Origin of the sequence: Streptomyces sp. rh34 (assembly GCF_002551245.1) — a bacterium.
Lineage (GTDB): Bacteria > Actinomycetota > Actinomycetes > Streptomycetales > Streptomycetaceae > Streptomyces.
The window spans coordinates 1-22,646 of record NZ_NTGZ01000020.1 but is presented as its reverse complement, the minus strand read 5'-3'; the positions used below and the strand labels follow the sequence as shown (position 1 = coordinate 22,646).

Here is a 22,646-nt window from a genome sequence, read left to right as displayed (position 1 = left end):
CCGGTTGGGACAACAGTTCGCGGACCGTGACAATGCTCTGTATGGGACATCTCGAAGCAGGCCACCTGGAGTACTACCTACCGGACGGGCGGGTGCTGCTCGGCGACGCCTCGTTCCGGGTGGCCGACGGGGCCGTCGTCGCGCTCGTCGGGGCGAACGGGGCGGGCAAGACGACCTTGCTGCGGCTGCTCGCCGGTGAGCTCCAGCCGCACGGCGGCTCGGTGTCGGTGAGCGGCGGGCTCGGCGTGATGCCGCAGTTCGTGGGCTCGGTGCGGGACGAGCGGACGGTGCGGGACCTCCTGGTGTCCGTGGCGCAGCCGCGTATCCGGGAGGCGGCGAAGGCGGTCGACGCGGCCGAGGAGAAGATCCTCACGGTCGACGACGAGGCCGCGCAGATGGCGTACGCGCAGGCGCTGAGCGACTGGGCGGAGGCGCGCGGCTACGAGGCCGAGACGGTCTGGGACATGTGCACCATGGCCGCGCTGGGCGTCCCGTACGAGAAGGCGCAGTGGCGCGAGGTCCGCACGCTCAGCGGCGGCGAGCAGAAGCGGCTGGTGCTGGAGGCGCTGCTGCGCGGGCCCGACGAGGTCCTGCTGCTGGACGAGCCGGACAACTATCTGGACGTGCCGGGCAAGCGGTGGCTGGAGGGGAAGCTGAAGGAGACCCGTAAGACGGTCCTCTTCGTCTCCCACGACCGGGAGCTGCTGTCCCGGGCCGCCGAGAAGATCGTCAGCGTCGAGCCGAGCCCGGCGGGCAGCGACGTATGGGTGCACGGCGGCGGCTTCGCCACCTACCACGACGCGCGCAAGGAGCGCTTCGCCCGGTTCGAGGAGCTGCTGCGGCGCTGGCAGGAGGAGCACGCCCGGCTGAAGGCGCTCGTCCTGCGGATGCGGCAGCAGGCGGCGAACAGCCCCGACATGGCGAACCGCTACCACGCGATGCAGACCCGCTTCAAGAAGTTCGAGGAGGCGGGCCCGCCGCCGGAGCCGCCGCGCGAGCAGGACATCAGGATGCGGCTGCGCGGCGGGCGGACCGGGGTGCGGGCGGTGACCTGCAAGAACCTGGAGCTGACCGGGTTGATGAAGCCGTTCGACCTGGAGATCTACTACGGGGAGCGGGTCGCGGTCCTCGGCTCCAACGGGTCGGGCAAGTCGCACTTCCTGCGGCTGCTGGCGGGGGAGCCGGTGGCGCACACGGGGGAGTGGAAGCTCGGGGCGCGGGTCGTGCCCGGGCACTTCGCCCAGACCCACGCGCATCCGGAGCTGCTCGGCAGGACGCTGGTGGAGATCCTCTGGTCCGAGCACGCCAAGGACCGGGGCGGGGCGATGTCGGTGCTGCGGCGCTACGAACTGGAGCGGCAGGGGGACCAGCCGTTCGAGAAGCTGTCCGGCGGGCAGCAGGCGCGGTTCCAGATCCTGCTCCTGGAGCTGGCCGGCACCACGGCGCTGCTGCTGGACGAGCCCACGGACAACCTGGACCTGGAGTCTGCGGAGGCGTTGCAGGACGGTCTTGAGGTGTACGACGGGACGGTGATGGCCGTCACGCACGACCGGTGGTTCGCGAAGTCCTTCGACCGGTATCTGGTCTTCGGCTCGGACGGGGTCGTCCGGGAGACGACGGAGCCGGTGTGGGACGAGCGGAGGGTGGAGCGGGTGCGGTGACCTTGGCGGTCGGCGGCGGGGTGGGGTGAGCGGGGGGCGGGTGCGGGTACGGGGTGCCGTGCGGCGTCGTCGCGGGGGCGCTGCCCCCGGGCCCCCGCGCCTCAAACGCCGGCGGGGCTGGAACGGTCGCCTCAAGCGCCGGCGGGGCTGGGGTGTGCGGCGGGGCCGGAACGGTCGCTCAAGCGCCGGCGGGGCTCCGGGGAGGTGTGGCGGGGCTGGTCCGGCAGGGTCGTTTTGACCCGCGCGGGGGCTCCCCGGTAGGCTTCCGGTTTGTTATACGTATTGGCTTCGTCGTTCTCACGCGAAGGGCCTTACGTAGGTTCCCTGGAGCAGTTACCAGTGGCTCGCATACGGGCAGCGTCCCCGGCACTGTGAGCCCCAGCTGCATATCGCTTCAGAGGTGCCGTGTGTCTGGATCCCATCCACTGAAGAAGCGAAGGCTGCGAAGTGCGTACGTACAGCCCCAAGCCCGGCGATGTCACGCGCCAGTGGCACATCATTGACGCTCAGGACATCGTCCTGGGACGTCTGGCCACCACGGCTGCGAACCTCCTCCGAGGCAAGCACAAGGCGATCTACGCCCCCCACATGGACATGGGCGACTTCGTCATCATCATCAACGCCGACAAGGTTCACCTGTCCGGCAACAAGAAGACCCAGAAGATGGCGTACCGCCACTCGGGCTTCCCGGGCGGTCTCCGTTCGGTGCGTTACGACGAGCTGCTCTCGAAGAACCCCGAGAAGGCCGTCGAGAAGGCCATCAAGGGCATGATCCCCAAGAACACCCTGGGCCGTCAGATGCTCTCGAAGCTCAAGGTCTACGCGGGCGACCAGCACCCGCACGCTGCTCAGCAGCCGGTCCCGTTCGAGATCACCCAGGTCGCGCAGTAGTTCCGGCCACCCCTAAGACATACAGAAAGATCTGAGGAGAATCGTGGCCGAGACCACTGTTGAGACCCCCGTCGAGGGCACCGAGGGCGAGGAGACCTTCGCCGAGGTGACCACCTTCGAGTCCGAGGTCCCCGTCGAGGGTGAGTACACCTCCGAGTCGCTCGCGGGCCGCTTCGGCGACCCGCAGCCCGCGGCCGGCCTTGGCCGTCGCAAGAACGCCATCGCCCGCGTCCGGATCATCCCGGGCACCGGCAAGTGGAAGATCAACGGTCGCACCCTTGAGGACTACTTCCCCAACAAGGTGCACCAGCAGGAAGTCAACGAGCCCTTCAAGGTTCTCGAGCTCGACGGTCGCTACGACGTCGTGGCCCGCATCTCGGGTGGCGGTGTCTCCGGTCAGGCCGGTGCCCTGCGCCTCGGTGTGGCCCGCTCGCTGAACGAGGCGGACGTGGACAACAACCGCGCCATCCTGAAGAAGAACGGCTTCCTCTCCCGCGACGACCGTGCGGTCGAGCGCAAGAAGGCCGGTCTCAAGAAGGCCCGTAAGGCCCCGCAGTACAGCAAGCGCTAAATCTCGCCTGCTCGACTGTCACGTTCGCCCCGGCGGCACACTCTGTGCTGCTGGGGCGTTCGTTTATCAGCCCTCGCGGGCGTATAACGGCATAAGACGTTCATCGGCCCGGATGGGATCGTGGCCCGGTGGGCGCCGTCGCGCATCCGGCAGGTCGGTCGCGCCATGCCGCACGACGTGCCTTTTTGCGTTTTTTCTTTGCTTTCGTTGTTTCGTTGCTCAGTTTGTTTGCTGTGCAGTGGTTGTTTGTGGTTTCGGAGCACTTCGGAGGACACCAGTGGGACGACTCTTCGGTACGGACGGAGTACGCGGTGTCGCCAACGCCGATCTGACGGCCGAGCTCGCGCTCGGCCTCTCGGTCGCGGCGGCGCACGTACTCGCCGAGGCGGGCACTTTCGCGGGCCATCGCCCGACCGCCGTGGTCGGACGTGATCCGCGGGCCTCCGGAGAGTTCCTGGAGGCCGCCGTAGTGGCCGGCCTGGCCAGCGCCGGTGTGGACGTGCTGCGCGTCGGCGTCCTGCCGACGCCCGCCGTGGCGTATCTGACCGGCTCGCTCGGCGCGGACATCGGCGTGATGCTCTCCGCCAGTCACAACGCGATGCCCGACAACGGCGTCAAGTTCTTCGCGCGCGGCGGCCACAAGCTGGCCGACGAGCTGGAGGACCGGATCGAGACGGTCTACGAGCAGCACCGCACCGGTGAGCCGTGGAGCCGCCCGACCGGCGCCGGCGTCGGCCGGGTCACCGACTACACGGAGGGCTTCGACCGGTACGTCGCCCACCTCATCGGCGTCCTGCCCAACCGGCTCGACGGTCTCAAGGTCGTCCTGGACGAGGCGCACGGCGCCGCCGCCCGGGTCTCTCCCGAGGCGTTCGCGCGGGCCGGGGCCGAGGTCGTCACCATCGGGGCGGACCCGGACGGCCTGAACATCAACGACGGCTGCGGCTCCACCCATCTGGAGCTGCTGCGCGCCGCCGTCGTCGAGCACGGGGCCGACCTCGGCATCGCGCACGACGGCGACGCCGACCGCTGCCTCGCCGTGGACGCGGCGGGCGAGGAGGTCGACGGCGACCAGATCCTCGCCGTGCTGGCCCTCGCGATGCGGGACGCCGGTCAGCTGCGCAAGGACACCGTCGTCGGCACCGTGATGTCGAACCTCGGCTTCAAGCTGGCCATGGAGCGCGAGAACATCCGGCTCGTCCAGACGGCGGTCGGTGACCGCTACGTCCTGGAGTCGATGAAGGCCGAGGGCTTCGCGCTCGGCGGCGAGCAGTCCGGGCACGTCATCGTCCTGGACCACGCCACGACCGGCGACGGCACGCTGACCGGCCTGATGCTGGCGGCCCGCGTCGCCGCCACCGGCCGGAGCCTCGCCGAGCTGGCCGGGGTCATGCAGCGCCTGCCGCAGGTCCTCATCAACGTCCCCGACGTCGACAAGTCCCGGGTGAACACCTCGTCCGAGCTGGCCACCGCGGTCGTCGAGGCGGAGCGCGAGCTGGGTGAGACCGGGCGCGTACTGCTGCGCCAGTCGGGCACGGAGCCGCTGGTGCGGGTCATGGTCGAGGCCGCCGACATCGAGCAGGCGCGGGCCGTCGCCGGCCGGCTGGCCGATGTGGTGAAGTCCGCGCTGGGCTGAGCCGCCGCTCCACGGCCCGGCTCACGGGTCACGCGCGTACGGGTCACGCGCGTACCTGTCACGCACGTACGGAAGCCCCTGGTGTGCTCGCCGGGGGCTTCCGCGCGCGCCAGAACTTCCACAGGGCCTTCTGGAGCAGCAGCGTCAGCGTGCCCGCGAGGATGATCCCGCCGAGGTTGGCGAGCAACTGCTGCCCGGAGCCGACGGTCTGCTGGTAGTCGGAGTAGCTGAACGCGACGGCCGCGTTGGCGGCGGCCGGGACGGTCGTCACCGAGATCGCCACCCCGATCAGCGCCCCGGACTTCGCGGAGGTGAGCGAGAGCGTCCCGGCGACGCCCGCGAGGAACGCCACGACGAACGACATCCAGTCCGGGTGCCAGATGAACCCGGTGTTGGGCCGGGGCTTGTCGATCATCCCGCTGTTGAAGAGGCCGAAGGCGTCCATCACCCAGGCGAAGCCCGCGGTGGTCAGCATCGCCAGGGCGAAGCCGCCGACCAGCGCCCACAGCGAGCGTGCGACCAGGCGCGGGGCGCGTTGCACCAGGGCCGTGGAGATCCCGGCCAGCGGGCCGAACTCCGGGCCCACCGCCATCGCGCCCACGATCAGCACCGCGTTGTCGAGCATCACCCCGCAGGCGGCGAGCATCGTGGCGAGGGCGAGGAAGGAGACGTAGGTGATGGAGAACGTCGACTCCTCGTGCGTCGCCTCCGTCAGCTCCTCCCACAGCACCGCGTCGGCGCCGTCGCCCGGGGCCTCCTCCTCCGCCCGGTCGGCGTGGTCGGAGAGCGTCAGCTCCATGTTCTCCACGGTGATCGACCCGGACCGGTCGATGCCGAGGCGGCGCAGCGCACCGATCAGCTCGTCGCCGGCCTCGCGCGCCACGTCGCACATCACCACGTCGCCGACGGGGGAGCGGGCGGCGCCCGGCAGGACCACCAGATGGGCGGTGCCGACGGTGGACTCCAGCAGGGCGACGACCTCGTCCGTGGTGTCGGCGGGCACGATCAGACGCAGGTGCAGCACGCGGCGGCCGCCCTTCCGGGGCGCAGGGGTCAGAGCTTGCGCAGGGACAGCTTCTGGACCTTGTGGTCCGGCCCCTTGCGGAGCACCAGGGTGGCACGGCCGCGTGTCGGAGCCACGTTCTCCAGCAGGTTCGGCTTGTTGATGGTCCGCCACATCGTGCGCGCGTAGTCCAGCGCCTCCTCCTCGGAGACCTGGGTGTACTTGCGGAAGTACGAGGACGGGTCCTGGAACGCCGTGGCGCGCAGCTTGCGGAAACGGTTCAGGTACCAGGTCTCGATGTCCTCGGCGCGCGCGTCCACGTACACGCTGAAGTCGAAGTAGTCGGCGAGCCCGACCCTGGTGCGGCCGTCACTGCCGGGCAGTGCGGGCTGAAGGACGTTGAGGCCCTCGACGATGAGGATGTCGGGGCGGCGCACGGTGAGCCGCTCGCCGGGGACGATGTCGTAGATCAGGTGCGAGTAGACGGGCGCGGTCACCTCGTCCTTGCCCGCCTTGATGTCGGCGACGAAGCGGGTCAGGGCGCGCCGGTCGTAGGACTCCGGGAACCCTTTGCGGGAGGTCAGCCCGCGCGCCTTGAGCTCCTTCATCGGCAGCAGGAACCCGTCCGTGGTCACCAGCTCGACGCTCGGGTGCTCGGGCCAGCGGGCCAGCAGCGCCTGGAGGATACGGGCGCTGGTGGACTTGCCGACGGCGACACTGCCCGCGACCCCTATGACGAACGGGGTGCCGCGCTGCGCCCCGTGCCCGTTCCCGGCGTCGCCGAGGAAGGTGTTCAGCGCGCCGCGCAGCCCCGAGGTGGCCTGGACGTACAGGTTGAGCAGCCGGGAGAGCGGCAGATAGACGTCCCGCACCTCGTCCAGGTCGATGACGTCCCCGAGCCCCCGCAGCCGCTCCACCTCGTCGGCGGTCAGCGGCAGCGGGGTCTTGTCCCGCAGCGCGCTCCACTCGTCGCGCGAGAGGTCGACGTAGGGGGTCGGCGCATGCTCGGTGCGACGGTGGGGGCTCCGTGCGGGTGAGGTGATCACCTGTTCATTGTTGCGGGACTTTGAACGGAGTGGGGGGTGGGGTCGGTCACGTGGGTGGCGGGGGCGGGTCCGACCGCGCCCCGGAACGGCCTCGGGCCCGGTGTCCGTTCCCCTGTGCCGGACACCGGGCCCGCGCCCGGTTTCGTGCGAGCCGCACGGTCAGGGCTTCTGGCCCTTGGCGTCGACGACGGCCGCCCTGGTTCTCGCGACGTCGATCAGGATGTCGCCTCGCTTGTAGACCATGGGTTCGAGCCCGCCGGGGCTGGAGATCTCGTGTGTCCTGGTGACCACGTCGCGCTCTCCCGCGTAGCTGTAGTCCACCGGGTCGATGAGGATCTCGCGCCGGATGTCCTGCCCGTCGTACTCGCGGGTCACGGCGATGACCTGGCGGCCGGAGGCGTCCCGGATCAGGTGGTCGGTCACTTCGACGCCGTCGACCGTGGCCATCGCCCGGTAGACGCGGGCCAGCGCGTCGGGCGGGATGGGGTACGACTCCAGCAGGACGGACAGGGCGCGGAAGCTGTGCTCGTCCGTGGCTTCGGGGGGCCCGTCGGGTCCGGTGCCGGTGGGAAAGACCTTCCGCAGTGCCGCGAGGAGCGCCTCGGGGGCGTCCGGGAGATCCGCGGCGATCTTGTAGGACTCGCGGGCGGTCCGGTAGTCGGTGTCGGACTCGTCGTTCTCCGCGGCCTTGTCGTCGTACGGGATCCAGGAGTCGGGATCCGGCCTTTCCGCGGAGACCGTTATCCCGGAGTCCGACCCGTCCTTCCTGGTCGGCTGGGCCGGCTCTCCGCCGACCTGCCGGAGGTAGATCCACTGATCGGGGCGCGGCTCCGGCGGCACCTCCTGCCGCTCCAGGAAGTCGGCGGCCCGCCCCAGGGCGGCCTCCGGGCCGGACAGGTCGAGGTCGCCGGCCACGGTCGCCGGGGCCGACTGCCGGGGGGCGGAGGTGTCCACGACCTGGGTGATGAACAGCGCCGCCGCGGTGATCGCCACCACCGCGCCGAGCGAGGCGACCCGCCAGTCGGCCCGCATCCTGCGGGCACGGCGGTTCCTGCCCGTGATGGCGTCGGTCAGGCGTTCTCGGCCGGGGGCGAGCGCGGCGCGGTCGGGCACGGGGGCGTCGGCGCGCAGCTCCCGCAGCCGGTTCATTTCGTCCATGACGGGGTCAGCTCCTGTTCGGCCGAGGCGAACGCGGGGTCGGTGCTCAGGGACTCGCGGACCTTGCGGCGGGCCCGGTTCAGACGGGATCTGACCGTGCCCAGCGGTATCCGCAGCGCGTCGGCCACCTCCTGGTAGCCGAGGTCCGCCCAGGCGACGAGCAGCAGGACGTGCCGGTCGCCGGGGGAGAGCGAGGCCAGCGCCCCCGCCAGGGGGGCCTGGACGGCGAGCCGGTCGTCCGAGCGGTCGCTCCAGGACGCGGCCACCGGGTCGTGGCCGGTCCGGGCCAGCGCCTTCAGCGCGCGGACCTCGGTACGGCGGTGCTTGCCGATCAGGTTGGCGGCGATGCCGTACAGCCAGGGCCGGGCCAGCCGGTGGGCGGTGTCGTAGCGGTCCCGCGTACGGAACGCGATGAGGAACGTCTCCGCCGTGATGTCGTCCGCCGCGCCCTCCCCGAGGCGGCGGGCGGCGTAGCGGTGGATGTCCGGGGCGTGCCGGTCGTACAGCCCGGCGAACAGTTCGGGCTCGTCGAGGGACTGCGTGATGACGTCGGCGTCGTCTTCGTCTTCGCGTTCGATGCCGGGGCGGGCCGGAGGTGGTCCGGTCACTGCGCCTCCAGGGGGCGTCGGTCGGTGTGGCTGTCACCCCTGTTGTCCGCAGCGGCCGGAAAGGTTCACGGCTCCTCGGGGCGGGCCGTCCGGGAAGCCCGGCCCCGCACCGGGTGAGGGCCGCCCCGTGCTCGACCGCCCTGGCCTCCCTACAGCTGGTCCCCCCTGCGGGGTGTTTCCGGAGGATGCGTCCCGCCACCGTCCTTCATGTCCTGCTCGCAGGTTCGTGGTTCGTAGGACTGGTCATTGGGGATCAACAGCACTTCGGCAACCTGCTCGGAGTCCTCGACCACGAGCCACCGGTCGCCCGTGAGGGCACCGTCCGGCTCGGGCCACGACCCGGACGAATGGACCGTCTGACACCCCAACGCCACGCGCTCGTCGTCGACCGCGCAGACATCCACCGCAGGGCCGGACATCCCGCCGGTGCTGACGCCTTCGTAGCGGTAGTGGAAGTGGACCCTGTCTCCGTCGGAAGGCACCTGCGGGTGGGGTTCCAGCCGCCAGTCGACGACCTCGGCGGTGACGCCGAGAGGCTGCCCGGACGTGTTTTCGACCTGCACCCTGACACCGGCCTCACCGCGCTGCGCACGCGTGTCGGTGCAGCCCCACAGGGAAGTGCAGCCGGACAGGGCGAACATCGCCAGAACCAAAGGGGCAGCGGCGAGTACCCGGGCGGGGAACACTGAGATGACCTCCGGTAAGGGTGGGCGCAGCAGCGTATCCCGGGCCCTCGGGCTCCCCGCTCCCCGGGAGTACGGCCCGGAGTCCCGGGGAGCCCGGCGCGGCAGGCGTGCGACTTCAGGCGTCCTGCGGGTACCAGCGCAGCTCGACCGTGTTGCCGTCCGGGTCGAGTACGTAGACCGAGGTGGCCGAGCCCCGGGCCCCGAAGCGGGGAACCGGGCCCTCCTTCACCGTGAACACCCCGGAGTCGATCACCTCCTGCCAGTCGAGCGGGTCGACGACGAGGCAGATGTGGTCCACGTTCGACTCGCCGCGCGGACGGTCCAGCAGGTCGATGATCGTGGTCGGGCTGACCCGGACCGAGGGGAAGGGCACCTTGCCCGCCCGCCACTCCTCGACCCGTACGGGTTCCAGGCCCAGCGGCCCGCAGTAGAACGCGATGGCCCGCTCGACGTCCCCGACGTTGAGGACGAGGTGGTCGAAGTCCTTGACGCGTACGGTCGGTGGTACGGACATGGCTCAGGCCTCCGACGCGTACGTGACGAAGTCCGCCCAGGCGGCGGGGGTGAAGCCGAGGTGCGGGCCGCCGGACTGGAGTTGCTTGGAGTCGCGTACGTGGATGGTGGCGGGGGCGGTGGCGACCTCGACGCAATCAGGGCCGTCGTTGGTGCTGTAGCTGCTCTTGTACCAGGTCAGCTCGGTGCTGTTCATGTCTCTCCCAGCAGTTTCTCGATGAATTCCCGTGACAGCCGAGGAGTGAGGGCCTGCGCCCGGATCAGGTTGTACCGCATCTCCAGGATCTGCACCTCGCGTGGGTTGGTGATCAGCCCGCTGATGAGCTGGACCTCGTTGTGCCCGACCGTCTTTCCGTCCTTGAGCTTAAGGATCCGGTGTGAACCGCCGAGACCCGCGTGCTCCTCCGCCTCCATCGGCATGACCTGGATCTCGACATGCCGCAACTGGCTCAGCTCAAGCAGGCGTTCGAGCTGGCGGCGCAAGACCATTCTGCCTCCGGTGCGCCGCCGCAGGGTCGACTCCTCCTGGACAAAGGTCAGAAGCGGCGCGGGGCGCCGGTCGAACACCACCTGCCGGGCCATGCGGGCCGCCACCAGACGCTCGACGTCGTCCTCGCTGTAGGCGGGCCGTCGCTCGCGGTACAGAGCGCGCGCGTACTCCTCGGTCTGGAGCAGCCCGTGGATCACCACCCCGGCGTACGCGCCGAGTTCGACGGCCTCCGCCTCCAGCTTCGTCAGGTCGCGGACCTTCCTCGGATACCGCGCCTCCTCCACGTCCTTCTTCATCGCCGAGATCTTGCCGCCCGCGCCCACGGCGTCATCGGTTCTGTCCAGGAACTCCGGCTTCGGGATGCGCCGGCCGCCCTCGACCTTGAAGACCAGGTTCTCGCTGTACCCGATGGCCGTGCCCAGCTCGGCGGCGCGCAGTCCGGCCGACTCGCGCCAGAGCTTGATCTGTCGGCCGACCGCCGCGATGACCGCGCCGGAGTCGTCCTCCAGGCCGAAGTCCTGGTCCTCGTCGTCCCCGTCGAGCGCCGTGCGGTCCTCGCGGTCCTGGTTGTTCTCGTCAGTCATGCGGCAGAGGCCTCCACCCGTGTCCGTGTGCCGGACGTGTACGGCGGGGACGGGGCCCGGTACACCGGGGACAGTCACTGTCCGTACGCGCGTCAGTGCTTCTCAGAGTAGATACGTCCGGACACTCTGAGTGACATGAACCAAAGAATCACCCAACCGAGGGCTCGCACCGGACAGTTCACCGTCCAGCTCTCCGCCACCCGCCGTGGTGCCCGGCTCGCCCGCCTGCTGGCCACCGAACAACTGCGTTCCTGGGGGCTGCCGCTGGAGGACGCGGGGCTTGTCATCGGCGAGCTGGCGACCAACGCGGCTCTGCACGGGTACGTCCCGGGGCGGGACTTCCGGATCCTGCTCAGCGTGTACGACGACATCCTGCGGATCGAGGTCGTCGACACCCGGGGTGACCGGGACCCGCTGAAGCGGGACCCGGACGCCGATTCCGAGAGCGGGCGCGGGCTGTTGCTCGTCGAGGCGTTGTCGGTGCGGTGGGGCACGGAACACGGGCCGTTCCCGCGCAAGACCGTGTGGGCGGAGGTGGCGCTCACCGGATCGTGACTACCGCGACCCGGTGAACCGCGACCCGGTGAGCCGGGATGTGGGTGGCCGCGACGTGGTGGACCGCGTCGCGGCCACCCGCGACGTAAAAGCTTTTGAGTACGTGTCTTTTAGTACGGGGGAAATAACCCAACCCAACCCTGACCGGGGCAGTGGCTACCCCTGGGCGCGCGGGCGTGTGAGCGTGCGTACGCGCCGTCACTCACATGGGTGAAGTGTGCCAACCGGGCTGGATTTATGACCTGTTGGCGGGCATATGCTCACGCTGACCACCACCCCAGACATGAGACGGCCCCCGGCCGGGACTGGCATCCCGATCGAGGACCTGACCAACAGGAAGCAGTACCTTCCCGATGGATACCCAGCAGGTTAGCGCGCCCTCGCGCGTCCCGTCCTCCGGTGTCGTACACATCAACATCCGGCTCACCGACGGTTACTCGATCATCTCCAACCGGCTCTCCCAGCACCGGGGCATGTCCCTGCTGGCCATCGGCCTCGGCACCCACATCCAGTCGCTCCCCGCCGGGAGGCGCATCGGCGTCAAGGCCCTCGCCGCGATCTTCCCGGAGAGCGAGGCGCGCATCGCCGCCGCGCTGCGGGAGTTGGAGCACCACGGGTTCCTGCGCCGCATCCGCGAACGTGTTCAGGGCGGGCGGGTGGCCACGCGTACGGAGTCGTACAACCACCCGGAGGCGGCGACCCGGCGGGCGGGGGCTGCGGCTGTGGCCAGGGCTGGGGCCGGGGCTGTCGGAACTTCAGCCGCTGCCCCTGCCCCTGCCCCTGCCCCGGCCCCTGCTCCTGCCCCTGCTCCCGCTCCTGCTCCTGCCCCGGAGCCGCCCGTACGGGAGGCGGCACCCGCTCCCGTACCGGAGCGCGAACCGGCCCCCGTACCCGTACCCGTACCCGTATCTGCGTCTGCGCTCGGACACGCACCGGCGTCCGCTCCCCGGCTCGTGCCGCCGCCCACCGCGCCCAAGCCGCCGCCCCCGCCGTTGCCCTTCCCCCACAGGCCCACCGCCGCGTTGTTCGCCGAGGCCGCCCGCCTGCTCGCCGGGCTCCAGGATGCCGCGCCCCGGTTCGTCCTCACCGAGGCGGACGTGGAGGGGCTCACCCCCGGGGTCGCCGCCTGGCTGGAGCGGGGCATGCGGCCGGACGCCGTGCGGGTCGCGCTCACCGATGACCCGCCCGTACCCCTCCGGCACCCGGCGAAGCTGGTACGGCACCGGCTCATCGCGCTCCTTCCGCCGCGCCTGCCCGCCGCCGCGCCCGTCGTCCCCCTCCAGAACTGTGACGACTGCGACCGCGCCTTCCGGTCGTCCGAGCCGGGATCCTGCGGGGAATGCCGCGAGGTCCGGGCGTACGCGGACGACGAGCCGTGCCTGCTCGGCGCCTGATCAGTCGATGTGCGCGCAGATGCTGTCCGTGGCGACCACCGGGCCCGTCACGGTCTTGCTGCCCGTCGGGCTGATGCCGATCGTGTAGACGCCGTCGACGACGTACATCCCCCGCGCGAGGTTGCCGTCCCCGACGCCCACCAGCACCGGGCCCGCCACCCGCCAGAACTGGGCCCCGGAGGCGTACACGTCGACCAGGGCGGAGCCGCTCACGTCGGCGTCGTAGTGGGCCCCGGTCTCCTTGTTCGTCACCCGGACCACGAGGTCGCCCTTGTACGCGCTGCGCGTGACGCCCTCGGCGGGCGGGGGCAGTTCGCGCCGGACGACCTCGTCCACGATCGGCTCGCCGTGGATGGCGAACGCGCACCGCTCGCCCGCCGCGACGTCCCAGGGGGCCGAGGGGGCCGGTTCCCAGCCGGATCCCTGCGGAGCGGTGGTGGCGGGGGCGGCCGCCGCCGCGTGGCCCGTGCCGAGTGTCACCACGGCCGCGCAGGCCGTGCCGAGGGCGCCGAGAACGATGCTGCGCATGAGAACTCCCCGAAGTCGGAGGCCGTCGGCCGGAGGCCGGGGCCGTGTGTTCGACGCAGCATGCGCCGGGTCGCTCACCAAAGGCTCACCACGATGCGTGCCGGGCCGAGGGGTGGCCCCGTGGGCAGGGCCGGCTGGATCCTTGCCCGATGGAATTCCAGTTGCTCGGGCCCTTCGTCGTCCTCCACCGGGGGCGGCCCGTGCTCGCGGGGCTGCGCCGCCAGGAGCGGTGCCTGCTGGCCGTGCTCGCCTTGGAGGCGGGCCGGACCGTTCCGACCGGCAGGCTCATCGACCTGCTCTGGAACGGCGAGGCCCCGGCCGGGGCCCGGTCCACCGTGCACACCTACATCGGCAGGCTGCGCGCCGCCCTCGGGCCCGACGGCGTACAGCTGGAGACGCGGCACGACGGCTACCTCCTGAGCCCCGACGACCACGAGTTCGACGTCCGCGCCTTCGAGGACGCGGTGCGCGAGGCGCCGTCGGCCGTGGACGACGAGGAGCGGGTGCTCCGCTACGACCGGGCGCTCGCGCTGTGGCGGGGCGAACCGCTCGCGGACGTCGCGGACGAGGCCCTGCGCGACCGGATCGGCCGGCCGCTCGCCGCGCTGCGGCTGTCGGCGGCGGAGGAGCGCGCCCGGCTTCTCCTCTCGCTGGGGCGGCACGAGCGCGTGGCCGCCGAGCTGCCCCCGCTCGCCGAGGAACACCCCGAGCGCGAACGCCTCGTCGCGGACAGCATGGTCGCCCTGCACCGCAGCGGGCGGTCGGCGGACGCGCTCGGGCTCTACCGGGCCACGCGCGGCGCCCTGCGGTCCGTCTTCGACGCCGAGCCGGGGCGGGACCTGCGGTCGCTGTACGACCGGGTACGCCGGGACGACCCGGCCCTGCGGCGGCCTGCGCCACCCACGTACGCCGTCCGGGTGCGGGGGGAGTGGCTGCCGTGGAACACCAGCGGGGACCCGGCCCTGGAGTTCTGCAACACCTACGCGGGGTGGGGCGGCGAGCGGCGGCCCGGCTCGGAGTGGCTGCGCGGCTACCGCACGCTCGCGGTCTGGGCCGGGCACCTGGACCTCCTCGACGACCGTACGGTCTCCCGGCTGCTGCGGCGGGCGGAGGAGCGGCCCGAGGAGGCGAGTGTCGTGTTGGCGGGAGCGCGGGAGTTCCGGGGCGCGCTGTACGGCTGTCTGACGGAGGAGCGGGGCCGGGGCGACGGCGGGGCGTTCGCCCGGGTCGCCGAGGTGGTCCAGGAGGCGATGCGCCGCGCGGTCTTCGTCCGGGGCGAGGACGGCCTCGGGCGCTGGAGCCCGGACCCGGCATCCGGGCCCCGGCTCCCGCTGTACGCCGTGGCCCAGCGCGCCGCGGACCTGCTCGCCGATCCCCGCCGCCTCACCGTCCGCGTCTGCCCGGGGGAGGACTGCGGGTGGCTCTTCCTCGACGCGGGCGGCCGGCGTCGCTGGTGCAGCATGGGCGTCTGCGGGCGTGCGGGGGCGGGCGCGGAGGACGAGGAGGACGAGGACGCGGCGGGACGCCGGATCCCGTCGTGATGTGGACCGGCAGCCCCGTCGTGAAACACGTCGTGAAAAAGATTCGGGCGGCGTGTCGATCCGCCCCGGTCCCGTTCGTCGTCATCGTGTAGGGCGACCCGCACGGCGGGCGCGACACGCAGGCGAGAAGGAGCCGACCATGAAGTACATGCTGCTGATCCACAGCGGGGCCGTCGACGAGCAGGGCGGCGCGCCCCAGTGCACCGTCGAGGACTGGATGGCCTACGACAAGGACGTACGCGACGCGGGGATCCACGTCTCCGGGGAGTCGCTGGCCGATCTGGTGACCGCGACCACCGTGCGGGTCTCGCCGACCGGGGAGCGGACCGTGACGGACGGGCCGTTCGCCGAGACGCGGGAGCTGCTGGGCGGGTTCCTCGTGATCGACGTGCCCGACCTCGACGCCGCCCTCGACTGGGCCGCACGCTGTCCCGGCTCGCGGGACGGCGGCTCGGTCGTCGTCCGGCCGGTCGCGGACTTCGGGGCCTGAGAGCCGTGCCGGGCGAGGGTGTGTCCCCAGGGGAGGAGCCCCCGGGGGAGGGTGTGTCCCCGCACGAGGGCCGCGTGGCCGCCGAGGCCGTCGAGGCGGTGTTCCGGGAGGAGCGCGGGCTGCTGCTCGCCTCCCTCGTCCGCCGGTTCGGGGACCTCGACCTGGCCGAGGAGGTGACGTCCGAGGCGATCGAGGCCGCGCTGCGGCACTGGCCCGCCGAGGGCGTCCCCGCCCGGCCCGGGGCCTGGCTGCTGACGACCGCCCGGCGCCGGGCCGTGGACCGGCTGCGGCGCGACCAGGCGTACGCCTGTCTCTTATACACATCTNAGATGTGTATAAGAGACAGTCCCCGCCCGGCCCGGGGCCTGGCTGCTGACGACCGCCCGGCGCCGGGCCGTGGACCGGCTGCGGCGCGACCAGGCGTACGCCGCCCGGCTCGCCGTCCTCGCCGCCGACGCGGAGCGCGCCGAGCCCGCCCCCGCCCCGGACGTGTCCCGGGCCGGGGACGGTGAACTTCCGGACGAACGGCTCCAGTTGTTCTTCACCTGCACCCACCCCGCCCTCGCCGCCGAGGACCGCACCGCACTGACCCTGCGGTGCCTCGCCGGGCTCACCACACCGGAGGTGGCGCGGGCGTTCCTCACGCCGACGGCGACCATGGCCCAGCGCATCGTGCGGGCCAAGAAGAAGATCCGCGAGGCCCGGATCCCGTTCCGGGTGCCCGGCCCCGACGAACTGCCGGAGCGGCTGCCCGGGGTGCTCCAGGTCGTCTACTCGGTCTTCACGGAGGGGTACGCGGCCAGCTCGGGCCCCCGTCTCCAGCGGCTCGACCTGGCCGAGGAGGCGATCCGGCTGGCCCGGATACTGCACCGTCTGCTGCCCTCCGAGCGGGAGAGCGCCGGGCTCCTCGCGCTGCTGCTCCTCGTCCACGCCCGGCGCGACGCGCGGACCGGGCCGCAGGGCGAGCCGGTGCTCCTGGAGGACCAGGACCGGGGGCGCTGGGACCGGCCGATGATCGGGGAGGGCCGCGCCCTGGTCGTCCGGGCGCTGACCGGCGGGCCGGCCGGGCCGTACGGGGTGCAGGCCGCCATCGCCGCCCTGCACGACGAGGCGGCGGACGTGGCGGCCACGGACTGGCCGCAGATCGTGGCCCTGTACGACGTGCTCCTCACGCTCACCCCGTCCCCCGTCGTGGCGTTGAACCGCGCCGTGGCGGTGGCGATGCGCGACGGGCCGGGGGCCGGTCTCGCGCTGCTCGACGCGTTGGCGGGGGAGCCCCGGCTGCGGGCGTACCCGCCGTACGTCGTGGCGCGGGGGGATCTGCTCGGCCGGCTGGGGCGCGACGGGGAGGCGGCTGCCGCGTACCGGGAGGCGCTGGAGCTCGCGGGCACCGAGCCGGAACGGGCCGCGCTGCGGCGGAAGCTGGGGGAGTAGGGGGGCTTCTGCTTCTCCGGCAGGGCCTCCCCGCTCCTCCACGGCAGCAGCAGGGCTTCCCGCTCTTCCACAGCGGCAGGGCTTCCTGCCTCTACAGCAGCAGGAACACCACGACCACCGCGAACGCCACCACCAGCACCCCGTAGACGTTGACCTTCCACTTCGGGACCTCGTACGTCTCGCCGATCAGGGCCTTCGCCCTGATCTTCTCCATGTCCGGCCTCATGGCCACGATCAGCAGAGCCAAGGAGAGCAGGGAGACCGAGAAGATGACCAGCGCCTCCACCTCCGAGTGGTCGTGTGCGCCGCGGAACCCCAGGACGGCGACAGCTCCGAGGGCGGGCGCGATCAATGAGTAGACCGTCGCCCTGCGGTTCCTGAAGCAGAAGTGGACCGCCGCCAGGAGCGACGCGGACGCGGCCACCGCCACGATCCACCACTGACCCGTCGTCAAACTCTCCGCCGACACCCTTTGTCCTCCCCGCTGTTCGCGATCCGCCTCGCATCGAAGCGGATTCCGGAGCCATTCTCCTGCCGATCTCCGGTCGCCCGAAGCAGAGGGGATGGCCGGAACCATTGTCTTGACCCGGTCATGACATAAGTTCATTCTGTGTCCGTCGCACAGCTCCACCCCCCCACCCGACGGACCCAGGAGATGCCAGCATGCGACTCGTCACCGCACGGAGATCCCGGCCGACGAAGAGCCGACGCAACGCTGCCCTGACCATCCTGCTCGCCCTCGCCCTCGCGGCCCCCGCCACCGCCGTGGCGACCGCCGGGACCTCGGCCCCGGACGCGGCCGTCGCCGCGGACGAGCGGACGCTCCAGTACGAGATCACCGGGCGCACCACCCCCGCCGCCCGCACCGACATCGCCCGCGCGGGCGTCTCGATCGACGAGGTCCACGACCACGGCGTCGTGATCACCGCGAACGCCGCCCAGGCCCGGAAGCTCCGGGCGCGCGGCCACGTACTGGAGGCCCTGCCCGCCCCGGTCGCCGAGCCGCACGCGGCGGACGGCGTGAGCGCCCTCGACTTCCCGCCCGCCGACTCCCGCTACCACAACTACGCCGAGATGAACGCGGCGATCGACGCGCGCATCGCCGCGAACCCCTCGATCATGAGCAAGCGCGTCATCGGCAAGACCTACCAGGGCCGCGACGTCGTCGCGGTCAAGGTCAGCGACAACGTCGCCGCCGACGAGGCCGAACCCGAGGTCCTGTTCACCGCCCACCAGCACGCCCGCGAGCACCTGACCGTCGAGATGGCGCTCTACCTGCTCCGCGAACTGGGCCAGGGCTACGGCTCCGACTCCCGGATCACGAAGGCGGTCGACGGCCGGGAGCTGTGGATCGTGCCGGACATGAACCCGGACGGCGGCGAGTACGACATCGCCTCGGGCTCCTACCGCAGCTGGCGCAAGAACCGGCAGCCCAACTCCGGCTCCAGCGCGATCGGCACCGACCTCAACCGCAACTGGGCCTACAAGTGGGGCTGCTGCGGCGGCTCCTCCTCCAGCCCGTCGTCGGACACCTACCGCGGGGCCGCGGCCGAGTCGGCTCCCGAGACGAGGGTCGTGGCGGACTTCGTCCGCAGCCGGGTGATCGGCGGGAAGCAGCAGATCACGGCGGCCATCGACTTCCACACGTACAGCGAACTGGTGCTGTGGCCCTTCGGCTACACGTACGACGACACCGCCCCCGGCATGACCGCCGACGACCGCAACGCGTTCGCCGCCGTGGGCCGCAAGATGGCGGCGAGCAACGGATACACCGCCGAGCAGTCCAGCGACCTGTACATCACCGACGGGTCCATCGACGACTGGCTGTGGGGCTCGCAGAAGATCTTCGGCTACACCTTCGAGATGTATCCCCGCTCGTCCTGGAGCGGCGGTTTCTACCCGCCCGACGAGGTCATCGAGCGCGAGACGTCCCGGAACCGGGACGCGGTGCTCCAGCTGATCGAGAACGCGGACTGCATGTACCGGTCGATCGGCAAGGAGGCGCAGTACTGCTCCTGACGGGCCGGTCCCGCTCCGGTGCGGCCGCTCTCCCGCTCTCCGCAGGGGCCCGCACCGGAGCTTCAGGCCACGTCATGGACGCTGTGCTCGACGAGGTCAGGGGCGTGCCGGGCGACCGTCCGGCAGTCGAGGTCGTCATGAAGAACCGTCAGGCCGTGATGGGCCGCCGTGGCCGCGATGACGAGGTCCACGGCGGAGGCGCTGCGGTGGTGTCCGGCGTGTGCCGTGCGGTGCTGGACCGAGGTGATCCAGCGGCCCGCGCTCTTCGGCACGGAGACGTCCGGGTAGAGGTCGGTGAACATCTCCACGATCTCGTCGTACTCGCGCGCGTCCCTGGCGCCGTACAGGAACTCCGCTCGCTGCGGATGGCAGGAGGCGACCGTACCGGCCTCGATCGCGGCGGACCACGCCGGCCGCGAGATGGTGTCGGAGAGCAGCCGTACGAGGCCCGACGTGTCGAGAAGATGGATCACCGGCCGTCCTCCTCCGCCCGGTGTCGCCGCTCGGCGTCCTCGACCGCGCCCCAGGGCTTCATCGTCTATGTCGATCTGTGTCACCGACATGGTCCGGCCCCACCGTCACGCGTCACCGGATGTGAGGCATGTATGAAGAATTGCATGTCACCAACATTCCTCCCGCGAGGTGGCTCCGGCCTTAGGGTGCCGCTATGTGCGGAATCGTGGGTTATGTCGGGATGCAGTCGGCGCAGGACGTCGTCGTCGCAGGACTCAAGCGCCTCGAATACCGGGGCTACGACTCGGCGGGCGTCGCCGTTCTCGCGGACGGCGGGCTCGCCGCCGCGAAGAAGGCGGGCAAGCTCGTCAATCTGGAGAAGGAGCTGGGAGACCGGCCGCTGCCGGCCGGGCGGACCGGCATCGGGCACACCCGCTGGGCGACGCACGGAGCGCCCACCGACACCAACGCCCACCCGCACCTGGACAACGCGGGCCGGGTCGCCGTCGTGCACAACGGGATCATCGAGAACTTCGCGGCCCTGCGCCGCGAGCTGGCCGGACGCGGCCACGCCCTGGAGTCGGAGACGGACACCGAGGTCGTCGCGCATCTGCTGGCCGAGGCGTTCTCGGCCGGCGGGGACCTCGCGGAGGCCATGCGCCAGGTGTGCCGGCGGCTGGAGGGGGCGTTCACCCTGGTCGCCGTGCACGCGGACCAGCCGGACGTCGTGGTCGGCGCCCGGCGCAACTCACCGCTCGTCGTGGGCGTGGGGCAGGACGAGTGGTTCCTCGCCTCGGACGTCGCCGCCTTCATCGCGCACACCCGGTCCGCCGTCGAGCTGGGCCAGGACCAGGTCGTCGAGCTGAGCCGCGAGGGCGTCGTCGTCACCGGGTTCGACGGGGAGCTCGCCGAGGTGCTCGAGTACCACGTGGACTGGGACGCGTCCGCCGCCGAGAAGGGCGGATACGCCTCCTTCATGCTCAAGGAGATCGCCGACCAGCCCCGGGCCGTCGCCGATACCCTCCTCGGCCGGATCGACGGGGAGGGCGCGCTCCACCTCGACGAGGTGCGCATCCCGGCCGCCGACCTGCGGGAGGCCGACAAGGTCGTCATCGTTGCCTGCGGAACCGCCTTCCACGCCGGGATGATCGCCAAGTACGCCATCGAGCACTGGACCCGGCTGCCCTGCGAGACCGAACTGGCCAGCGAGTTCCGCTACCGGGACCCGATCCTGGACCAGCGCACCCTCGTCGTCGCCATCTCGCAGTCCGGCGAGACCATGGACACCCTGATGGCGGTGCGGCACGCCCGCGAACAGGGCGCGAAGGTGCTCGCCATCTGCAACACGAACGGCTCGACGATCCCGCGCGAGTCCGACGCCGTCCTCTACACGCACGCCGGGCCCGAGGTAGCCGTCGCCTCCACCAAGGCCTTCCTCACCCAGCTCGTCGCCTGCTACCTCGTGGCGCTCTACCTCGGCCAGGTACGCGGCACGAAGTGGGGCGACGAGATCCGTACGGTGGTGCGCCAGCTCTCCGCGATCTCCGGCGAGGTCGACCGGGTCCTGGAGACGATGGAGCCCGTGCGCGAGCTGGCCCGGTCCCTCGCCCACCACGACACCGTCCTGTTCGTCGGCCGCCACGTCGGCTACCCGGTCGCCCTCGAAGGCGCGCTCAAGCTCAAGGAACTCGCCTACATGCACGCCGAGGGCTTCGCGGCCGGCGAGCTGAAGCACGGGCCGATCGCGCTCATCGAGGAGGGCCTCCCGGTCGTCGTCATCGTCCCCTCGCCGCGCGGGCGTTCGGTGCTCCACGGCAAGATCGTGTCCAACATCCAGGAGATCCGGGCCAGGGGCGCGCGCACCATCGTCGTCGCCGAGGAGGGCGACGAGGCCGTCGTCCCGTACGCCGACCACCTCATCACGGTCCCCGCAACGCCTACGCTGCTTCAGCCGCTGGTCGCCACCGTGCCGCTCCAGGTCTTCGCCTGCGAGCTCGCGACGGCCCGCGGCAACGAAGTGGACCAGCCGCGCAACCTGGCGAAGTCCGTGACCGTGGAGTGAGCGAGCGGCCCGGGGCGTCCCGGGGCGCGAGCGTGACAGGAACAGCGAGGGTGGGGTCGTGATCATCGGGGTCGGGATCGACGTGGCCGAGATCGAGCGGTTCGGCGCGGCGCTGGAGCGTACGCCCCAGTTGGCCGACCGGCTGTTCGTCGACAGCGAGCTGACGTTGCCCAGCGGCGAGCGGCGCGGAACCGCCTCGCTCGCCGCCCGGTTCGCCGCGAAGGAGGCCCTGGCCAAGGCGCTCGGCGCACCCGGCGGGCTGCTCTGGAGCGACGCGGAGGTCTGGGTCGAGGAGAGCGGGCAGCCCCGGCTGCGGGTACGCGGCACGGTCGCCGCCCGCGCCGCCGAACTGGGCGTGCGTAGCTGGCACGTCTCGCTCAGCCACGACGCGGGGGTGGCGTCGGCCGTGGTCATCGCCGAGGGCTGAGCCCCGCCCGGCCGAACGAGCCGCCACACCCCTGCGGGGGTGGCGTCGGCCCGCGTGATCGCGGAGGGTTGGACCCATGCGACGTGCCTACAGCGTGGAGACCGTACGGGCCGCCGAGGCCGCCCTCATGCAACGGCTGCCGGAGGGCGCCCTGATGCGGCGCGCCGCCGCCGGGCTCGCCGTGGCCTGCGGCGATCTGCTGCGGCGCAACGGCCGCGTGTACGGGTCCCGGGTCCTGCTCCTGGTCGGCAGCGGCGACAACGGCGGCGACGCGCTGTACGCGGGTGCCCGCCTGGCCCGCCGGGGCGCGGGCGTCCGGGCCCTGCTGCTCGCCCCCGACCGGGCCCACCCCGGCGGCCTCGCCGCGCTGCTGGCGGCCGGAGGACAGGTCGTCGACGGGCCCGACGGGCTCGGCGTGCTCGACCTCGTCGTGGACGGCATCACCGGCATCGGCGGACGCGGCGGGCTGCGCGAGGACGCCACCGGGCTGCTGCACACGGTGACCCGGGACCGTACCCCGGTCGTCTCCGTCGACCTGCCGAGCGGGGTGGAGGCCGACACCGGGGAGGTGCACGGCGACGCGGTCCGGGCGGACGCGACGGTCACCTTCGGCACCTACAAGCCCGGCCTCCTGATCGACCCGGCCGCCGAACACGCCGGGGCCCTGCGGCTGGTGGACATCGGGCTCGGCCCGGAACTGCCCGAGCCACCGGACCTGGAGGCCCTCCAGTACGCGGACGTCGCCGCGCTGCTGCCGTCGCCGGGCCCGGAGAGCGACAAGTACCGGCGCGGGGTCGTCGGCGTCGTCGCCGGGTCCGAGCGCTACCCGGGCGCCGCGGTCCTCGCGGTCGCGGGCGCGCTGCGCGGCGGGGCCGGTGCCGTGCGGTACGTCGGAC

Annotated in this window: 24 protein-coding genes and 1 pseudogene; 14 read left to right on the top strand and 11 right to left on the bottom strand. The window is 71.9% G+C overall.

The features are described 5' to 3' along the window. The first annotated feature begins 41 nt into the window (after positions 1 to 41). From CR470_RS06985 to glmM, 4 genes are all read left to right on the top strand, one after another. A complete protein-coding gene (locus CR470_RS06985) occupies positions 42 to 1,661 on the top strand; it encodes an ABC-F family ATP-binding cassette domain-containing protein (RefSeq protein WP_097866715.1) in 1,620 nt (539 codons plus the stop codon). Between the two features lie 447 nt (positions 1,662 to 2,108). After that, positions 2,109 to 2,552 carry a 50S ribosomal protein L13 gene (gene rplM / locus CR470_RS06980; protein WP_018960214.1) on the top strand — a complete coding sequence of 148 codons (444 nt, stop codon included), beginning with the start codon at positions 2,109 to 2,111 and terminating at the stop codon, positions 2,550 to 2,552. Positions 2,553 to 2,595: 43 nt separating this feature from the next. Beyond that, positions 2,596 to 3,123 carry a 30S ribosomal protein S9 gene (rpsI, locus tag CR470_RS06975; RefSeq protein ID WP_069754088.1) on the top strand — a complete coding sequence of 176 codons (528 nt, stop codon included), beginning with the start codon at positions 2,596 to 2,598 and terminating at the stop codon, positions 3,121 to 3,123. A 277-nt stretch (positions 3,124 to 3,400) separates the two neighbouring features. Continuing rightward, positions 3,401 to 4,759, top strand: a complete 1,359-nt coding sequence (gene glmM / locus CR470_RS06970; protein ID WP_097866714.1) for a phosphoglucosamine mutase — start codon at positions 3,401 to 3,403, stop codon at positions 4,757 to 4,759. Between the two features lie 58 nt (positions 4,760 to 4,817). Here glmM and CR470_RS06965 read toward each other — a convergent pair whose 3' ends face one another. From CR470_RS06965 to CR470_RS06930, 8 genes are all read right to left on the bottom strand, one after another. After that, on the bottom strand, positions 4,818 to 5,783 hold the full coding sequence (locus tag CR470_RS06965; RefSeq protein WP_097866713.1) for a DUF389 domain-containing protein: 966 nt from the start codon (positions 5,781 to 5,783) through the stop codon (positions 4,818 to 4,820). 29 nt (positions 5,784 to 5,812) lie between these two features. Next, entirely contained in the window at positions 5,813 to 6,808 is a 996-nt protein-coding gene (coaA, locus tag CR470_RS06960; protein ID WP_097866712.1) for a type I pantothenate kinase, read from the bottom strand. Positions 6,809 to 6,967: 159 nt separating this feature from the next. Further along, positions 6,968 to 7,966: a CU044_5270 family protein gene (locus CR470_RS06955; protein WP_097866711.1), complete on the bottom strand. Its 999-nt coding sequence runs from the start codon at positions 7,964 to 7,966 to the stop codon at positions 6,968 to 6,970. Continuing rightward, complete coding sequence (locus tag CR470_RS06950; RefSeq protein WP_097866710.1) at positions 7,954 to 8,574, bottom strand: RNA polymerase sigma factor; 621 nt, start codon at positions 8,572 to 8,574, stop codon at positions 7,954 to 7,956. Before CR470_RS06950 ends, CR470_RS06955 begins: the two co-directional genes overlap by 13 nt. Positions 8,575 to 8,723: 149 nt before the next feature. Next, a complete protein-coding gene (locus CR470_RS06945; protein WP_097866726.1) occupies positions 8,724 to 9,215 on the bottom strand; it encodes a hypothetical protein in 492 nt (163 codons plus the stop codon). Between the two features lie 160 nt (positions 9,216 to 9,375). Continuing rightward, entirely contained in the window at positions 9,376 to 9,774 is a 399-nt protein-coding gene (locus CR470_RS06940; protein ID WP_097866709.1) for a VOC family protein, read from the bottom strand. A gap of 3 nt (positions 9,775 to 9,777) precedes the next feature. Beyond that, positions 9,778 to 9,969 carry a DUF397 domain-containing protein gene (locus tag CR470_RS06935; RefSeq protein WP_097866708.1) on the bottom strand — a complete coding sequence of 64 codons (192 nt, stop codon included), beginning with the start codon at positions 9,967 to 9,969 and terminating at the stop codon, positions 9,778 to 9,780. After that, on the bottom strand, positions 9,966 to 10,847 hold the full coding sequence (locus CR470_RS06930) for a helix-turn-helix domain-containing protein (RefSeq protein ID WP_097866707.1): 882 nt from the start codon (positions 10,845 to 10,847) through the stop codon (positions 9,966 to 9,968). Before CR470_RS06930 ends, CR470_RS06935 begins: the two co-directional genes overlap by 4 nt. A gap of 135 nt (positions 10,848 to 10,982) precedes the next feature. Here CR470_RS06930 and CR470_RS06925 point away from each other — a divergent pair, with 135 nt between their 5' ends. Both CR470_RS06925 and CR470_RS06920 read left to right on the top strand, forming a co-directional pair. Beyond that, the gene (locus CR470_RS06925) at positions 10,983 to 11,402 is read left to right on the top strand and encodes an ATP-binding protein (protein ID WP_097866706.1); all 420 of its coding nucleotides are present in this window, start codon (positions 10,983 to 10,985) and stop codon (positions 11,400 to 11,402) included. Between the two features lie 353 nt (positions 11,403 to 11,755). Beyond that, a complete protein-coding gene (locus CR470_RS06920; RefSeq protein ID WP_097866705.1) occupies positions 11,756 to 12,796 on the top strand; it encodes a hypothetical protein in 1,041 nt (346 codons plus the stop codon). On the opposite strand, the gene CR470_RS06915 is transcribed toward CR470_RS06920, so the two are convergent. Further along, positions 12,797 to 13,324: a hypothetical protein gene (locus tag CR470_RS06915; protein WP_179892170.1), complete on the bottom strand. Its 528-nt coding sequence runs from the start codon at positions 13,322 to 13,324 to the stop codon at positions 12,797 to 12,799. A gap of 149 nt (positions 13,325 to 13,473) precedes the next feature. Between CR470_RS06915 and CR470_RS06910 the strand changes: the two genes are divergently transcribed. From CR470_RS06910 to CR470_RS06895, 4 genes and pseudogenes are all read left to right on the top strand, one after another. Then, positions 13,474 to 14,865: a BTAD domain-containing putative transcriptional regulator gene (locus tag CR470_RS06910; RefSeq protein ID WP_097866704.1), complete on the top strand. Its 1,392-nt coding sequence runs from the start codon at positions 13,474 to 13,476 to the stop codon at positions 14,863 to 14,865. A gap of 139 nt (positions 14,866 to 15,004) precedes the next feature. After that, the gene (locus CR470_RS06905) at positions 15,005 to 15,355 is read left to right on the top strand and encodes a YciI family protein (protein WP_032792637.1); all 351 of its coding nucleotides are present in this window, start codon (positions 15,005 to 15,007) and stop codon (positions 15,353 to 15,355) included. Between the two features lie 74 nt (positions 15,356 to 15,429). Further along, a pseudogene (locus CR470_RS41270) lies at positions 15,430 to 15,651 on the top strand (sigma factor); the annotation flags it as partial. Positions 15,652 to 15,751: 100 nt separating this feature from the next. Next, positions 15,752 to 16,789, top strand: a complete 1,038-nt coding sequence (locus CR470_RS06895) for an RNA polymerase sigma factor (RefSeq protein ID WP_373561392.1) — start codon at positions 15,752 to 15,754, stop codon at positions 16,787 to 16,789. A gap of 91 nt (positions 16,790 to 16,880) precedes the next feature. Here the strand turns inward: CR470_RS06895 and CR470_RS06890 are convergent, their stop codons facing one another. Further along, complete coding sequence (locus CR470_RS06890) at positions 16,881 to 17,258, bottom strand: hypothetical protein (protein WP_143663780.1); 378 nt, start codon at positions 17,256 to 17,258, stop codon at positions 16,881 to 16,883. Positions 17,259 to 17,452: 194 nt separating this feature from the next. Between CR470_RS06890 and CR470_RS06885 the strand changes: the two genes are divergently transcribed. Continuing rightward, a complete protein-coding gene (locus tag CR470_RS06885; RefSeq protein ID WP_097866702.1) occupies positions 17,453 to 18,808 on the top strand; it encodes a M14 family metallopeptidase in 1,356 nt (451 codons plus the stop codon). A gap of 62 nt (positions 18,809 to 18,870) precedes the next feature. On the opposite strand, the gene CR470_RS06880 is transcribed toward CR470_RS06885, so the two are convergent. Further along, positions 18,871 to 19,281: a PIN domain-containing protein gene (locus CR470_RS06880; RefSeq protein WP_097866701.1), complete on the bottom strand. Its 411-nt coding sequence runs from the start codon at positions 19,279 to 19,281 to the stop codon at positions 18,871 to 18,873. A gap of 194 nt (positions 19,282 to 19,475) precedes the next feature. Between CR470_RS06880 and glmS the strand changes: the two genes are divergently transcribed. From glmS to CR470_RS06865, 3 genes are all read left to right on the top strand, one after another. Beyond that, complete coding sequence (gene glmS / locus CR470_RS06875) at positions 19,476 to 21,323, top strand: glutamine--fructose-6-phosphate transaminase (isomerizing) (protein ID WP_097866700.1); 1,848 nt, start codon at positions 19,476 to 19,478, stop codon at positions 21,321 to 21,323. 58 nt (positions 21,324 to 21,381) lie between these two features. Next, on the top strand, positions 21,382 to 21,750 hold the full coding sequence (locus CR470_RS06870) for a holo-ACP synthase (RefSeq protein WP_097866699.1): 369 nt from the start codon (positions 21,382 to 21,384) through the stop codon (positions 21,748 to 21,750). A 76-nt stretch (positions 21,751 to 21,826) separates the two neighbouring features. Then, a partial coding sequence (locus CR470_RS06865; RefSeq protein WP_107489448.1) for an NAD(P)H-hydrate epimerase occupies positions 21,827 to 22,646 on the top strand: 820 nt, incomplete at its 3' end.